A 14,933-nucleotide genomic window follows, 5' to 3' on the forward strand; every position below is an offset into this window, starting at 1 on the left:
GGCTCAGGCGGCCCCGTCCTGGATCCGCTCCACGGCGGTGGACTGGGCAGCGGCGAAGGACGTGCCCGAGGAGATGGTCATGGCGGCCGCCGCGGACACCGCGTCGGCCAGGTGCACCACGGCCTCGGCGAGCTGACGGTGCGATTCCTCGTAGTCCTTGGCGAACGTCTTGCCGTAGGCGTCACCGCCCCACACCGGGTGGGCCGGGTCCTGCCGGGTCGCCTCCACGAACGCGTCGGCCAGCTCCCGAGCCCGCCGGCTCACCTGGTCGGTCAGCTCGCCGCCGCGGACCATCTGGTCCGGCTGGACGACGGTCTTCTCATCGTCAGCCACGGCTGCTCCCGCCGCCCTTGCCGAGGTCCTCGACCCAGGTCGGTTCCAGCAGCTTGTCCAGGTCCAGTCCGCCGAAGCCGTCGCTGCGCACGCCGGAACCCAGGCCCGCCACCGACTCCATCAGCGCCGACACCTGTTCGCCGACCCGCGTGCGCGCCTGGGAGATGGCCTCCAGCACGTCGGCGGCGAGCTTCTGCGCGGTCATCGTCCGGTGCTTGTCGCCGAGGAAGCGCAGGGCGGTCACCTCGCCCTGCGCGGTGACCGTCACCTCCACGGCACGGTCGTGGGAACGGGCGGTCGCGGTCAGCGCCGCCACGTCCGTGCTCACCTTGCGCAGGGCCTCGTGCTGCTTGGTGAAGTCGGCGAGCGCGTCCCGCATCTGACGTTCGAAGGACTGGTTCACGGTTGCTCTCTCACTGGGATGCCCGACGGGGGACGGGGAACGGGGAAGGGTCATCGTCCGATCGACGCCGGCAGGCCACCGTCCTCGGTGCCCCACACGTCACCGTCGTCGTCCGCCCACGCCGACCGGGCTCCCTGCGTGGAGGGACGCACGAAGCCGCCCTGCCCGGTGCGGTCGGTCCGGTTGCGGCTGAGCAGCTCCTCCGGGTCCTCTTCCTCCTCCTCGTAGGGCTCCGGCTCGGCCGCGGCGGGCTGGGCCAGGTGCGGGGACGGGAAGAAGGCGCCGTCGGACTCGTCGTCCCCGTAGACCTCGCGGACGCGTTCCTGCTGGCCCTGTTGACCCTGCTGGCCCTGCTGCCCCATCCGGGCCATGCCCATCATCATCATCGGGGAGAGCAGCCCGCTCAGACCGGGGTCGACGGCCGAGCCGCCCGCCGCGCCGCCCTGCTGGGAGGAGCCGGCCTGTCCGGCCGTGCCCTGGCCGAGGGCGGAACCGGCGTCCGAGGCCGGCACCGACCCCAGCGCCTCGGCGGTCGCCGGGCTGGGCACGGTCTGGAACTCCCCGTTGGGGCCGGAGACCGTGCTGCTGCCGTCGGGGAACGTCGTGGTGGTGAAGCCGTCCGTGCCGGTGGTGGCCGTGGCCCCGGTGGGGTAGTGGACCGTGGTACTGCCGTCGGGCCCCTGCGTGGTGAGGGTGCCGAGGCCGCCGAGGCCCGCGGAGGACGTCGGCAGGGTGGCCACCGGACCGGGGAGCGAGGTACCCGGGTCCGTGGTGGTCACGGTGCCGTCGGGGTGCAGGGTGTAGGTGCCCCCGTCGGGCAGGGTCGTGGTCACCGAACCGTCGGCGCCGATGCTCGTGGTGGACCCGTCGGGGTTGACCAGGGCCTGACCGGGGTCCAGGTGCGTGGTGACGGTCTGCCCCGCCGGGGTCTCGGTCGTCACCGTGCCGGTGTCGGGCACCAGCGTCGAGGTCGTCCCGTCGGGGAAGGCGGTGCTCACACTCCCGTCGGGAAGCTGGGTCGTGACACCGCCGCCCGGCGAGGTGAGCTGGGTGTGACCGTCGGGGTCCAGGGTCTGGGTGACACCGTTCGGATACTGGGTCACCGAGGTGCCGTCGGGTTGGGTGATGGTGGTGCTGCCGTCGGGGTGGGTGGTGAGGGAGGTTCCGTCGGGGAGTTGGGTGGTGACGCCGCCGTCGGGGGAGAGGCCGAGGGTGGAGCCGTCGGGGTGGGTGATGAACTGGCCGGGGTCGAGGGTGCTGGTGCTGGTGGTGCCGTCGGGTGTGACGGTGGTGAGGGTGCCGTCGGGGGTGAGGGAGACGGTTCCGCCGTCGGGGAGCTGGGTGGTGAGGCCGCCGAGGTCGCTGGTGACGGTGGTGGTGCCGTCGGGAGAGGTGAGCTGGGTGTGACCGTCGGGGTCCAGGGTCTGGGTGACGCCGTTCGGATACTGGGTCACCGAGGTGCCGTCCGGCTGCGTGGTCGTCACACCGCCGTCCGGGCTGAGCCCGATCGTGGAGCCGTCGAGGCCGGTGATCAGCTCCCCCGGCTCCAGGGTCGACGTGGTGGTCACCCCGTCCGGTGAGGTCTGTGTCACCGTGCCGTCCGGGGCGACCGTCAGCGAACTGCCGTCCGGGAGCCGGGTCACCACGCCGGCGCCGGTGCCGTCCTTGCCGGGACCGCCGGTGCCGGTCGGGATCTGGGTGGTGGTCGACGGTGAGGTCAGTCCTGTCAGTCCTGTCAGTCCCGTCAGGGCCGCCGGCCCTGCCGTGCTACCGGGGTCGGCACCGGCGAGGAACGCCGCGCCCGTGTCGGCTCCCGCTCCCGTCGGATCCGTACCCGCGTCCGTACTGGTGAACGGGGACACCGGAGTCACGGTGACGTCGGAAGGAACGGAGCCGGTGCCGGCCCCGCCGAGGTCGGTCAGGCCCGCGGTGTCCAGGGCCGGGACGGAGATCGCGTCGAGTGTCGAGGTGGTGGGGACGGAGGTGTCCGTCGTCCCACCGCCGGACGGTGCCTGCGGCAGCCCGGAGACGGACACGCCGTCCAGCGTGCCGGCATCGGTACCGCCCTGTCCGAGGCCGTCCGCCGCCGCGTCACCGAAGGCGGAGGTGCTCGTGCTCGGCGTGCCCACGGTGACATCGGCCGGGCCGCCCACCGTGGGCACGTCACCGGCCCCGGCCGTCAGATCGTCCGTGACACCCTCCGGCAGCCCGCTCACGAAGGCCGAGGTGTCCGGCACAGCGGTGCCCGTATCCCCCGCCGTGAACGTCGACGCGTCGGGCACGGCGGTGTCCGTGACGCCCGCCGTGAACGTCGACGCGTCCGGCACGCCGGTGTCCGTGACGCCCGCCGCCAGCGTCGAGACGTCCGGTACACCGGTGGACGCCGCCCCGTCCACCAGCGTCGACGCATCCGGCACGCCGGTGTCCGTGACGCCGCCCACCAGCGTGGAGGCGTCCGGCACCGCGGCATCCGTGACGCCCTCGCCGAGGTCATGGACGCTGCCGCCGAAGCCGTCCAGTCCGGTGTTCAGGTCCTGCACGCTGCGACCCAGGGTCTCCACACCGTCTTGGAACCCGGACGTCTGCTGCGTGAGCTGGTTCTGCAACTGCTGCTGCTGTTCCTCGGCGATCTCCCTCTGCAACGCCTCGGCCAGACTCACCGCGGGAATGTCCTCGAACGCGAAACGGGTGTTCCAGGTGGGGTCGAGGATGCGGCTCCAGCCCTCGCTCAGCTCGGTGACCACGGGCACCGCGGGCTCGTCCAGATTGGCCCGCAGGTTGTTCGTCCAGCGGTCTACCGCCTCCTGCGCGATCCCCGACCAGGTACTGGTGTCCTTGAGGTTGCCCCAGTGCGGCGGCGCGGAGGAGAACCCCGGGGCGGCGCGCCAGCTCTCGACGCGCACGGCCTCGTGCCCGTAGGTGTCGGTCCGCGTCACCACCTGCACCCGGGAGGTGTTGTACTGCTTGATGAACCAGTCGATGTCCCACATCAGCTCGTTGAGGATGCTGCGGGGGTCGGCGGGCGGGACCCGGGGGATCGTCTGGCCGTCCGCCTCGTGCACGGTCACGGGCCGGCCCCGGCGCCACCAGAAGTCGCCGAACTGCTGGTACAGCTTGGTGTGCGCCTGGTGCAGCATGTTCTCCGCGCCGATCAGTTGGTCCCCGTGCAGGGTGGTCGCCGCGAACCCCGGGGTGGCGGCGGACTGGTACTGCGGCTGGAATCCGGCCGGCCTCAACTGGGCGAGGAAGTGCTCGTACCGGTCGTGCAGATCCTTCACCAGGTTGTAGAAGACCCCCGCGGCGGTGCCCTTCCAGGCGGCGTTCTCGTCGCCGAGGTGGTCGAGCCAGTGCTTGAGGGTCACCTCGTGGTGGTAGAAGAACTGCCCGGCGACGTCGAAGGAACGCGCCGCCTTCGCGAAGGAGCGCAGGTCCACCCCGTCCGTACCGGACGGTGCCCCGCCCGCGTCGGACGTGACGCCCGCCGTGCTGAACTCGTTGACCAGGGTCTTGAGCGCCGCGTCACTGCGGGCGGCGTAGGTGTCACCGGCGGAGAGGTCCGCGTACCGGACGTCCGCCTGGTACATGTCCATACCCTTGCCGGTTAGGACGAAGTACTGGAACGTCGCCCCGTCACCGCGCAGTTCGTTGCGCGGGTGCAGTGACTTGTCGACCTTCTTGATGTCCACGTCGAGCCAGGGGATGCCGCCCTGCCCCTTGACCCCCGTGACCTCGGAACGCTCGGGCAGCGTCCAGCCGGTGAGCAGCTTGACGATGTGTTCCCAGTTGTCGGCGGCCATGGGGGATCTCCAGCGGACGAGGATCGTGAGGTGTGCGGACGGACGTCAGTACGTCGAGGTGGCGGACGAGGGGTAACCGCCGCCCTGCTGGCCGGTCATGGTCCCGTCGTACTCACGGATCGCGGTGAGGAACTTCTGCCCCTCCACCTGTTCCAGACTCTCCCCCTGGGTCTTGAGCATGGACTCGATCACCTCCAGCAGGTTGGCCTTCAGGTCGTCGAAGGCACTGGAGTGGCGGTTGAGCACCGTGTCGATCGCCGCCGCGGCCTGTGTGGTGTGGGTGACCAGGTTCTTGCCGGAGGTGTCTCCGTCACCGGACAAGCCGCCGATGACGAAGGGGCCGGCCGGGGAGTTGGCCATGTCGTACAGCGACTGCCCCGTCTCGTCGGTGGAGGTGCGCAGCCGGACGATGTCGTCCTTGAACGGCTGGACCTCCTCGTCCACGAAGGCGCGGAGGGCGGGGGCGTCCAGCTTCGTCAGATCAGCCATGGTGTTCCTTCAGGACCGCCGGGGAACCGGGGCTCCCCGGCGAGGGACGAGGGGTGGCGGACCGCCGTACCGACGGTGTGTCAGAACCTGATCGCTTCGAAGCCTTCGGCGTTCTGGTACACCGTCTTCTTGTACATGTCCCGGACGGTGTCCAGGGTCTCGGCGTGCCGCGCGAGGATGGTGGAGAGGGCCTGGACCTCCGCCTCCCACGTCGGCTGGACCTTCGTCATGTAGACGGTCTTGTCCGGACCCAGCCAGGTGGCCACGATGGGCCGGAGCTGGTCCTCCAGGTTGGTGATGACCTTCCTGATCTGCATGGTCTGTTCGGCCATCTCCGCGGCGAAGGTCGTGGCCTGGCCGTGGTCGATGTAGATGCCGTCTTCGGCGGCGCCCATGGGGTCTCCTGTTGTCGTCGGGGGCGGTACGGTCCGCCGGGTCAGCCCTGCATGACGTTGTAGGTGTCGTTCTCGATCGAGGAGCCGAACCCGGTGAGGTTGCCGCCCGAGTCGACGACCGCCTGCATGGCACCCGCCTGGACGTTGTTGGCGGACTGCATGCTGATACCGAGCTGGTTCTCCATCGCCGCGCAGGTGCTCTTGATGCGGTTGACCTCGTCCAGCCAGGTCTGCATCACGTTGGCGTAGGCGTGGCCGTCGGGGCCCTGGTAGTGGACCTGGAGGGTCTGCTTCGCCGTCCTGACCTGGTCCTGGATGGCGGTCAGGGACGACCTGGCCCCCTCCAGGAGGCTGATGGCCTGGTCGTAGGTGGCGGTGGACGAATGCTGCTGCTGTCCGGTGTCCGCGGGAGTGCTCATCGTGTCCATACCTTCCGCTGGTGCGGTGAGCCGGGGGGCCACGCTGCCGTGGCGCGGTCGCGAGGGGGAGTCACGCCGGTGCGCGCACGGCCCGCGTCGGATGCGGGTCCGACCATACACACGTGTGTGTCAGTCGAGCCATGCAGCAGGATCCTAGACCTCGTCTCCACCGCACTACAAGCCAAGTCCCGCACACCCTGCCGTACCTGGGGTGAAGAAAGCGTGTGACCAGGTGAACTCACACGTGTGTATCCGTCGACCGGTGACACATGTCACGAGTCGTCAGTTCCGGCGCCGGGCCGGGACCCGCACCGCGCCGCCCCGGCGACGGCGGCCTCGCCCGCGGTCGCCGCCTCGGGCGACAGGTCGGGGCCGGTGGGCAGCATGTCCAGCAGGGCGGCCGGCAGCTTGCGGGCGTCCGCCAGGTCGTAACCGAGGGCCGTGGCGGCCTCCTCCGACGCCACCCGGTACTTGCGGCCGGTGTCGGCCACGACGTAGGTGGTGTCGCCGAGCACGGTGCCCGTACTGCTCAGCGCGCGCACCAGGCCACCGCCCGAGACCGGGACCGCGATCGCGTCCACGGCCAGACAGGGTGCGGCCGTCGCCTCCCCCGGCGCCGAGGCGCCGGCGGCGACCTCGGTGGCCGCCACCGTCTCCAGGCTCACCGCGGTCCCCCGCTCGCCGCGTGGCGCGAGGCGGACGCAGAGGTCGGTGTCGTCGGCGAGGGACAGCGGCCCGGGTGGCGTCCGGGGCAGCGCGGCGCCCTCGCGCTCGGCGGCGGCCGCCTCACCGCCCGCGTCCCTGGGCGACAGGGCCTGGTCCGGTGCCCCCGAGGAGAGGGCCAGGGCCTGCGGGACCTTCCCCCCGTACGCCTTCTCCCGCGTCGCGGGAGCGGCGAGGGCGAGGGCGGCCTGGGTGGTGGTGACGGGCACCAGACCCGAGCGCAGCAGCAGGTAGTACTGCTGGGCGGAGCCGGGGGCGCGGGTGACGAAGACCTGTCCGGTGCGGGTCGCCGTACCGTCCAGGTCGGGTCCCGCGCCGCCCAGGCCGGTCACCGACGGCGGGGCGAGGTCGGCGCCGGCCGGCACCGCGTCGAGGAAGGCCGCCGACACGGGCAGGGGGGTCACCGAGCCGAAACCGAGCGCCGTCGCCGCGGTCCGGCCCTGCGGCAGCCGGTGCCGCCGTCCGTCCGTCACCAGGTACAGGGTGCCGTCCTCGGCGCCGACCAGGACGCCCTTGCCCGGCAGCGTGCCGCCGCGCAGCCGGGAGTCCACCACCAGAGTCGTACGGCCGCGGCGGCCACTGGAGTCGGCGGGGACCGTTCCCGCGCACACCTGCCACGCGGTCGGCCCGCCGGCGTCCGGCAGGTCGTCGGGTGCCCCGGGGATGCCCACCGGGTCGCCGTGCGGGGTCCCCCGCAGCGAGGCGGAGGCGACCGTGTCGGTGACGAGGCCCTCGCCCACCAGCAGCCGGGCGGAGGCGTAGTTGCGCACCGGCCGCAGGCGTTCGCCGTCGAAGAGGTAGCGGGTGCCCGTGCCCTTGTCGACGACCAGGGTGCGGCCGTCGCGCCAGCCGGTGGCTCCGCCGGGGCTGATCAGCCCGTAGACGAGGAAGCCCACGCACAGCACGATCGAGAAGACGGTGCCCACCAGCACGGCCCGGTCGGTGCGCCGGGTCGGCGGTTCGGGGATGTCGGGGTCGGCCCGCAGGAGCCCGCTGGTCAGTCGGGTGACGACGAAGCGGTGGGCCTGGACCTGGTCGCGCCGGTTCTGCATGTCGGTATCCCTCCGCTCGTCAGCCGTTGGCCGAGCGCAGCATCTGGTAGACGCCCAGCGACCAGAGGACCACCGGAACCAGAGCGAACGCGACGGCCGACTGGAGCAGGTCGCCGGCCCGGCCCCAGTGCGGCAGGACACGGCGTCCGGGCACGTTCCAGCAGATGAGGGCCAGCAGCACGGCCACCGCCAGCAGTACGGCGGCGGTCAGCAGCCGGGCTCGGCCGCCGCCGTGCCCGGCGAGCACCGCCGCGGCGGCGAGCGGCCCGCCGAGCGCGGGCACGAACAGGGCCAGCCGCTGCCAGGACGTGCCGAGTTCCCGGCCGTGCAGGAACAGCAGCAGCGCCAGCAGCCCGCCGGTGACGAGCTGCGGCGTCTCCGGCCTGCGGGCCAGTCCGGCCAGGCAGAGCGCGCAGACCGCGCCCGCGCCGCCGTACAGGCCGCTCATCCAGCGGTCGGTGGCGGCGGCCTGCGCGGCGACCTCCTCGCCGGTGTGCGGCTCGATGCCCTCCTGGAGCTGCTCGGGCGTGGTCGGCAGCGGCGGCAGCCGCAGTCCCGACAGGAAGAAGGCGAGCCGGGGAACGAACGCCCCGAAGACCACGACCACCACCGCGACTCCGCCCGCGGCGGCGGAGAACGGCACGTCGAGGCCGAGCATCAGCAGCCCGCCGACGGCCCCGGCGGCACACACCACACCGACCGCGGCGAACACGGCACCGTACGCGGACACCACCGACAGTGCCAGCGCGGCCCCCGTCCCGGCGGCCGCGCAGCCCGCCAGCAGCTCCGCCCCGCCCTGTACGGGACCGCGCCCCGCGGCCCATGGATCACCCACCACCAGGACGCCGGCCAGGCCGAGGAAGGCGGCGGCGGCCAGGCCCAGCAGCACCCCGCCGGGCCGGTCGTCCAGCGCCCGGGACGCCGCCCCGGCACCGGCGAGGGCCAGCAGCGCGGCCCCGGCGGCCAGGGACGCCCGGGAGACGGTGTCACCGGGCAGCGCGAGGACGGCCAGGCACACCGCCAGCACCGCGCCCGTCATCGCCCGCAGGGTCCAGCGGCTGACCGCCGGGGACCAGCCGTGCGGCAGGCCCCGGACCGTGCTGGAGACGGCGTCCACCAGATTGTCGAAGCGCACCGGTGGCAGCGCCCCGGACTCCGGGCGCAGCAACAGCACTTCGCCGTCGCGCAGGCCGAGGGAGGCCGGGGTGCTCTCCGGGTCGAAGGGCTCGGCCCCGATGCGCTGGAGGACCCAGTCGCCGCGTTCCGGAGCCTCCTCGGCCTGCTCCTCGGCCTGGGAGACGATGACGGGCAGCAGATCGGCCAGCGGAATGTCCTCCGGGACGGCCAGGTCGAGCACCTTCTCCGGGGCACGTATCGTCACGCGGCACAGTCCCGCGACGGAGGCTTCGCTCATGGGTGTTCCACACCTTCTCGGCAATGCGTCATGACGTGTGAACGGGTCGGACGGTACGGACCGGTCGCGGCGGACGACGGCTCGGCGCGCCCGGAGCCGCCCCTGACGGCACCCCGCGTTCCTCGCGGCGCCGGTCTCCACCAAGCTCTCCGGGGCACAGGCCGACCGCTCCACGGCACCGGACGGGCACCGGCGCGAGACGGCCAGGAGTCAACACGTGTGCCACCGCCCGCGATGGTCCCCGCTTGGAGAGCCCGGTGGTGCCCGATAGTCTCACAGGTGTCACCCTGCCGAGCCCGGACCCCCACACCGCCCCCGGGCCGGACGCCGCCTGAGGTTTCGACACCTCGCGGCCGCGCCCTGCACATCAGGTGTGCCCGTCGTGTCACATGTGGTGCCTGGGGCATCCGCACAGCCCGAAGGAGACCTCTCTTGAGCGTGGTTCACTTCCGCAGACCCGCCCGGCGGCGGGGCCCCGAGATGCCCGAGGGGGAACTCGCCCTCCAGGAACCGCCGGTGCTGTCCGAGGAGGTCCCCGACAGCGCGTCGAGCATGCTGACGTACCTGCCCATGGCGATGATGTCGGGCGCCATGGTGCTGCTCTACGTGCGCCCCGGCCAGCAGTCCCATCCCATGACCTACGTGGTGGTCGGCGTGATGGCGGTGGCGATGGTCGTCATGCTCCTGGGCCAGGTGCTGCGCGGCGGAGCCGAGCGCAGGCGGCGCCTCAAGGGCGCCCGCCGCGACTACCTGCGCTACCTCGGCGGCGTCCGGCGCAAGGTCAGGTCCGCCGTCGCGGAGCAGCAGCGGGCCCTGGCCTGGCGTCACCCCAGGCCCACCGCCCTGTGGGCCATGGCACGCGGTACCCGGCTGTGGGAGCGCCGCCCGTCCGACCCCGACTTCGGCGAGGTGCGCGTCGCCGTCGGCGACCAGCGCCTGGGCCTGCACCTGACCACCACCGCGAGCAAACCGGTGGAGGACCTCGACCCGCTGACCGCCCATGCCCTGCGGGCCTTCGTCAACGCCTACTCCACCGTCCCCGACCAGCCCATCGCCCTGTTCCTGCCGGCCTGGGCGCGGGTGCTGCTGCGAGGCACGCGCGAGGACGTCCTGGACAGCGTCCGGGCGGCACTCGCGCAACTGGCCACCGCGCATTCACCGCAGGACCTGACGATCGCCTTCTGCGTCGCGACGGACCGGCTCCCGCAGTGGGACTGGGCGAAGTGGCTGCCGCACACCCACCACCCCCGCGAGACGGACGGCGCCGGACCGGTACGGCTCTTCGCCCCGACCGCCGGGGAACTGGAGGCGGCGCTCGGCGAGGACTTCGTCGACCGCCCCCCGTACGAGGCGGGCGCCACCGCCGGCGCGGACGAGCCGTACACGGTGGTCGTGGTCGACGGCGGACAGGTGCCGGCCGGGCACCGGATGGCCCGCCAGGGCATCCGCAACGCCGTCGTGCTGGACGTGTCGGGCGAACTGCCCTGGCGGCCCGGCCGGACCACGCTGCGGCTGCGCACCGAGGAGGGGGAACTGCGGCTGGTCCGCACCGACCGTGACCGCAAGGAGTCGCTCACCTCCCTGGGCCGGCCCGACCGCCTCGGCCCCGCCGCCGCCCGCGCCCTGGCGGCGCTGCTCGCCCCGATGCGCACGGGCGTCACCGCGGAGGCGGCGCAGCCACTGGTCACGGACGTGGAACTGACCACGCTGCTCGGCATCCCCGACCTCAACCGGCACGATCCCGTGGCGTACTGGGAGCGCCGCGGCGCCTCGGCCGCCCGGCGACTGCGCGTGCCCATCGCCGTGGGCGCCGACGGGCAGCCCGTCGAACTGGACATCAAGGAGTCCGCGGAAGGCGGGACGGGACCGCACGGCATGCTCATCGGCGCCACCGGCTCCGGCAAGAGCGAACTGCTGCGCACCCTCGTCCTCGCCCTGGCGCTCAGCCACTCCTCCGAAACCCTCAACTTCGTCCTGGTCGACTTCAAGGGCGGTGCGACCTTCCTCGGGCTCGACCGGCTCCCGCACACCTCCGCGGTGATCACCAACCTGGCGGAGGAGGCCGCGCTCGTCTCCCGCATGCAGGACGCCCTGCACGGCGAGCTGATCCGGCGCCAGGAACTGCTCCGCGCCGCCGGCAACTACGCCTCCGCGCTGGACTACGAGAAGGCGCGGGCCGCCGGCACCCCGCTCGCCCCGCTGCCCTCGCTCTTCGTCGTGGTCGACGAGTTCAGTGAACTGCTCTCCGCCCACCGGGAGTTCATGGAGCTGTTCGTCATGATCGGCCGCCTCGGCCGCTCGCTCGGCGTCCACCTGCTCCTCGCCTCGCAGCGCCTGGACGAGGGCCGCATGCACCAGTTGGAGAGCCACCTGTCCTACCGCATCGGCCTGCGCACCTTCTCCGCCATGGAGAGTCGCGGCGTCCTCGGCGTGCCCGACGCCTACGAGCTTCCCTCGCAGCCCGGCGCCGGCTTCCTCAAGAGCGGCGTCGAGCCGCTGACCCGTTTCCGGGCCGCCTACGTCTCCGGTGCCTACCGCAAGCGGACCGGGGCACTGGCCCAGGCCCAGGTGGCCGGCCAGGTGATGGCCTGGACCGGGGAACGAGTCGCCGAGCGCGCCCCCGTTCCCGACGTCCCCGACCCCGCCGCCCCGGACGACGAGGACGCCCCCTCGCTGCTGTCCGTCGCCGTGGACCGGCTCCGCGACTCCGGGCCGCCCGCCCACCAGGTGTGGCTGCCACCCCTGGCCGAACCGCCGTCCCTGGACGTCTTGCTCCCCCCGCTCTTCCCCGACCCGGCGCTCGGCCTGACCACGGCCGACTCCCCGCGGCGGGGCACGCTCACCGTCCCCGTGGGCGTCGTCGACCAGCCCTTCGAGCAGAAGCGTGACCTGCTCACCGTGGACCTGTCGGGCGCGGGCGGCCACGTCGGGATCGCCGGCGGGCCGCAGAGCGGCAAGTCCACCCTGGTCCGCACCCTTATCGCGTCCCTGGCGCTCACCCACACGCCACGCGAAGTGCAGTTCTACTGTCTCGACTTCGGCGGCGGCACGCTGGCCGGCCTGGCCGGGCTGCCGCACGTCGGTTCGGTCGCGGGCCGCCTGGAGACCGAACGGGTGGGCCGCACTCTGGCCGAGATGACCTCGCTGCTGGCCCGCCGGGAGCGGATGTTCCTGGAGCACGGCATCGACTCGATGGCGACCCTGCGTCGGCGCCTGGCGGCCGGCGAGTTCCCCGAGGAGGCGCACGGGGACGTCTTCCTGGTCGTCGACGGCTGGTCCACCGTCCGGCAGGACTTCCAGGACGACATCCCCGTACTGGGTCAACTGGCCGCCCGGGGCCTCAACTACGGCATCCACCTGATCACCACCACCTCCCGCTGGGTCGAGCTGCCCACCGCGGTGCGCGACCAGGCCGGGACCAAGCTGGAATTGCGGATGGGCGACCACATGGACTCCGTGGTGGACATCCGGCGCGCCGCAGGCGTGCCGCGCCAGCCGGGCCGCGGTCTGACGGTCGAGAGCAAGCTGCACTACCTCGCCGCGCTGCCCAGGATCGACGGCGTGCAGGGCGCGGACGGCTTGGCCGAAGGCGTCGCCGACCTGGTCGCCGCGGTCGCCGAGGGCTGGACCGGGCCTCCGGCCCCACCGGTGCGGATGCTGCCGACCCGCCTGGCCGCCCGCGACCTGCCGCCGATCGCGGAAGACCGGCGGCTGCGCTTCCCGCTGGGCGTGGAGGAAACCGAACTGGGCACCGCCTGGCACGACTTCTCCGAGACCCCGCACCTGGTCACCTTCGGCGACAACGAGACCGGCAAGACCAACGTCCTGCGGCTGATGGCCGGCCACATCGCCCGCACCTTCACCCCCGCCGAGGCGAGGATCCTCGTCGTGGACTACCGCCGCCGGCTCGTGGAAGCGGTCCCGGAGACCCACCGGCTCGGCCACGCCGTCACCCAGGAGCAACTGCGCCAGCACGCCGCCGGCATCGGCCGGGGACTGGCCGAGCGGATGCCCGGCGCGGACATCTCGCCGACGCGGATGCGGCGGGCGGACTGGTGGACGGGGCCTAGGCTGTTCGTCCTCGTCGACGACTACGACCTGGTGGCCCAGTCGATGCAGACGCCTCTGGAAGCGCTGCTCGACCACCTGCCCCTCGGCTACGAGGTCGGCCTGCACGTGATCGTCGCCCGGTCGGCCGCCAACGCCATGCGCGGCCAGGGCGACCCGCTGGTGCGCCGGATGCTGGAGGCCAACACCCCGGGCCTGCTGCTGTCGTGCCCGCCGTCGGAGGGCAGTGTCTTCGGCGTCAAACCGCGGGTGCTGCCCCCGGGCCGCGCACTGTACGTGACGCGCCGCCGGACCACGCAGATCCAGACCGCGCTGGTGGAGCACGTGGACCCGGAGGTCCCGGACACGCCCTGACCCGCCGGAGGCTCGGCGCCGGGCAGGCCCCGTCCCCCGCGTGCGGTGAATGAGCGGCCCGGAGACCGCGCACGCACGTGGGCGTCCCCAGCCGCACCGCGGCGAGGCTGCCGGGTCCCCGGTTCCCCCGGCAGCCGGCCACGCGACAGACCCGGGGTGCCACACCGGCGACCTCGCCCCGCGTACGTGACGGACGGCGTCCGACGCCTCCGCCGGCAGGACGCGCGTCGCTCAGGAACCGTCCGGTGCCTTGGCGCGGACCCGGCGCCGCACGGCTGCCGCCGCGGCCAAGGAGGTCAGCAGGGCGACGCCGCCACCGGCCAGCAGGGCGGCCCGGTCAGCGGCCGCGCCGCCGTCCCCGGCGGCCTCCGGCACACGCAGGGGCGGGGCCGGAGCGGTCTGCGACGGTCGCCGGGTGTCCAGGACCCCGGTGAGCGCGCCGTTGAGGTCGAGGCGGGGCGGGGCACCGGGATAACCGGTGCGTTCCAGCCGGTCCTTGGTCTGCGCGGCGCTCAGCTCCGGACGATGGGCCCGCACCAGTGCGGCGGCCCCCGCCGTGTAGGCGGCGGCGAGCGACGCCCCGCTGGCCAGATAGTGGCCCGTGCCTCGCGGCCCGATACCGGTCAGTTGGTCGCCCGGTGCCGCCAGATCCACGCCCGGGGGCAGCGGGGCACGCGTCGCCCGCGAACCGTCGGGACCGAAGTCCGCCACCGAGAGCACCGTGGGCGCCGCCGCCGGCCAGTAGCCGGCCGGCGCCGAGGACGTGCCGTCCGCCGTCACGGACGCGTCCGGCACTGCGGGCGCCACGAGCAGCACGTCGCGCTCGGCGGCGTGCCGTACGGCGGCGGCCAGCGCGGGCGTCTTCGACGGCAGCGCCGCCCCCACCACGACGACCCGGCAACCGGCGTCGACGGCTGCCGTGATGCCGCGGGCGACGAGCGCGGCGTCCGCGGCCCCCGTCTCGTCGGTGCCGCGCGCCGCGTAGATCCGTGCTCCGGGCGCCACCCCGGTGAACGCCGCACCGTCGCGGGGCGCCGCCGCCACGAGGCCGGCCATGAAGGTGCCGAGCCCCACACAGTCGGAGTCCGCCCCCGGCGCGGCCGTCACCCTCCCGGACAGGGTCCCGGCCTTCGCGGACACCCCGGTGCCGACCACGCCCACGGTCACCCCGGCACCGTCGCCGTACACCGCCGCCCGGCTCAGGCCCAGGACGCCCTGCGCCCACGGCACCTGCCGCATCACTGTCGGCGAGTCACCCGCGCAGTTGCCCGAGCCGGCGTCCGGCCCCGAGGGCAGCACGGGCAGTTGCAGCGCGGACGACGACGGAGCGGGCGAGGGGGCGGCCGCCCCGGCGAGTGGGGCCGCGCCCCCGATGAGAACGAGGGCGAGGGCCACCGCACCGCTGACGTGCGGCAGCCGCGCCCTGGCAGGGATTCCACGGGTCACTGTCTCCTCCGTCGGCTGCGTCTGGAACGGGCCGGGCCGG

At 73.5% G+C, this 14,933-nt stretch carries 10 protein-coding genes; 1 reads left to right on the forward strand and 9 read right to left on the reverse strand.

The annotated features are described in order from the left end of the window. Nucleotides 1-3: 3 nt before the first annotated feature. The 8 genes from IE316_RS27925 to eccD all read right to left on the reverse strand — a co-directional run bounded on the left by IE316_RS27925 (nucleotide 4) and on the right by eccD (nucleotide 9,025). Nucleotides 4-333, reverse strand: a complete 330-nt coding sequence (locus IE316_RS27925) for a hypothetical protein (protein WP_190207286.1) — start codon at nucleotides 331-333, stop codon at nucleotides 4-6. After that, nucleotides 326-736 carry a YbaB/EbfC family nucleoid-associated protein gene (locus IE316_RS27930; protein WP_190207287.1) on the reverse strand — a complete coding sequence of 137 codons (411 nt, stop codon included), beginning with the start codon at nucleotides 734-736 and terminating at the stop codon, nucleotides 326-328. Before IE316_RS27930 ends, IE316_RS27925 begins: the two co-directional genes overlap by 8 nt. A gap of 50 nt (nucleotides 737-786) precedes the next feature. Next, a complete protein-coding gene (locus tag IE316_RS27935; RefSeq protein WP_190207288.1) occupies nucleotides 787-4,533 on the reverse strand; it encodes an AAWKG family protein in 3,747 nt (1,248 codons plus the stop codon). Between the two features lie 45 nt (nucleotides 4,534-4,578). Beyond that, a complete protein-coding gene (locus IE316_RS27940; protein ID WP_190207289.1) occupies nucleotides 4,579-5,022 on the reverse strand; it encodes a type VII secretion system-associated protein in 444 nt (147 codons plus the stop codon). Between the two features lie 80 nt (nucleotides 5,023-5,102). Further along, nucleotides 5,103-5,417 (reverse strand): WXG100 family type VII secretion target, encoded by a 315-nt coding sequence (locus IE316_RS27945; protein ID WP_190207290.1) that lies wholly within the window; start codon nucleotides 5,415-5,417, stop codon nucleotides 5,103-5,105. Nucleotides 5,418-5,458: 41 nt separating this feature from the next. Continuing rightward, the gene (locus IE316_RS27950; RefSeq protein ID WP_190207291.1) at nucleotides 5,459-5,836 is read right to left on the reverse strand and encodes a hypothetical protein; all 378 of its coding nucleotides are present in this window, start codon (nucleotides 5,834-5,836) and stop codon (nucleotides 5,459-5,461) included. Between the two features lie 272 nt (nucleotides 5,837-6,108). After that, entirely contained in the window at nucleotides 6,109-7,611 is a 1,503-nt protein-coding gene (eccB, locus tag IE316_RS27955) for a type VII secretion protein EccB (RefSeq protein WP_190207292.1), read from the reverse strand. A gap of 19 nt (nucleotides 7,612-7,630) precedes the next feature. Continuing rightward, nucleotides 7,631-9,025 carry a type VII secretion integral membrane protein EccD gene (gene eccD, locus IE316_RS27960; RefSeq protein ID WP_190207293.1) on the reverse strand — a complete coding sequence of 465 codons (1,395 nt, stop codon included), beginning with the start codon at nucleotides 9,023-9,025 and terminating at the stop codon, nucleotides 7,631-7,633. A 438-nt stretch (nucleotides 9,026-9,463) separates the two neighbouring features. Between eccD and eccCa the strand changes: the two genes are divergently transcribed. Further along, complete coding sequence (gene eccCa, locus IE316_RS27965; RefSeq protein WP_190207418.1) at nucleotides 9,464-13,447, forward strand: type VII secretion protein EccCa; 3,984 nt, start codon at nucleotides 9,464-9,466, stop codon at nucleotides 13,445-13,447. Between the two features lie 231 nt (nucleotides 13,448-13,678). Here the strand turns inward: eccCa and IE316_RS27970 are convergent, their stop codons facing one another. Next, on the reverse strand, nucleotides 13,679-14,893 hold the full coding sequence (locus tag IE316_RS27970; protein ID WP_229910582.1) for a S8 family serine peptidase: 1,215 nt from the start codon (nucleotides 14,891-14,893) through the stop codon (nucleotides 13,679-13,681). Nucleotides 14,894-14,933 lie beyond the last annotated feature (40 nt).

The organism is Streptomyces fumanus, assembly GCF_014655295.1.
GTDB lineage: Bacteria > Actinomycetota > Actinomycetes > Streptomycetales > Streptomycetaceae > Streptomyces > Streptomyces fumanus.

Bases quoted from the DNA above. Each gene is read 5' to 3' on its own strand.
- eccD (WP_190207293.1), bottom strand. From the start codon at position 9,025: ATGAGCGAAGCCTCCGTCGCGGGACTGTGCCGCGTGACGATACGTGCC.
- IE316_RS27950 (WP_190207291.1), bottom strand. From the start codon at position 5,836: ATGAGCACTCCCGCGGACACCGGACAGCAGCAGCATTCGTCCACCGCC.
- IE316_RS27945 (WP_190207290.1), bottom strand. From the start codon at position 5,417: ATGGGCGCCGCCGAAGACGGCATCTACATCGACCACGGCCAGGCCACG.
- IE316_RS27935 (WP_190207288.1), bottom strand. From the start codon at position 4,533: ATGGCCGCCGACAACTGGGAACACATCGTCAAGCTGCTCACCGGCTGG.
- IE316_RS27940 (WP_190207289.1), bottom strand. From the start codon at position 5,022: ATGGCTGATCTGACGAAGCTGGACGCCCCCGCCCTCCGCGCCTTCGTG.
- eccB (WP_190207292.1), bottom strand. From the start codon at position 7,611: ATGCAGAACCGGCGCGACCAGGTCCAGGCCCACCGCTTCGTCGTCACC.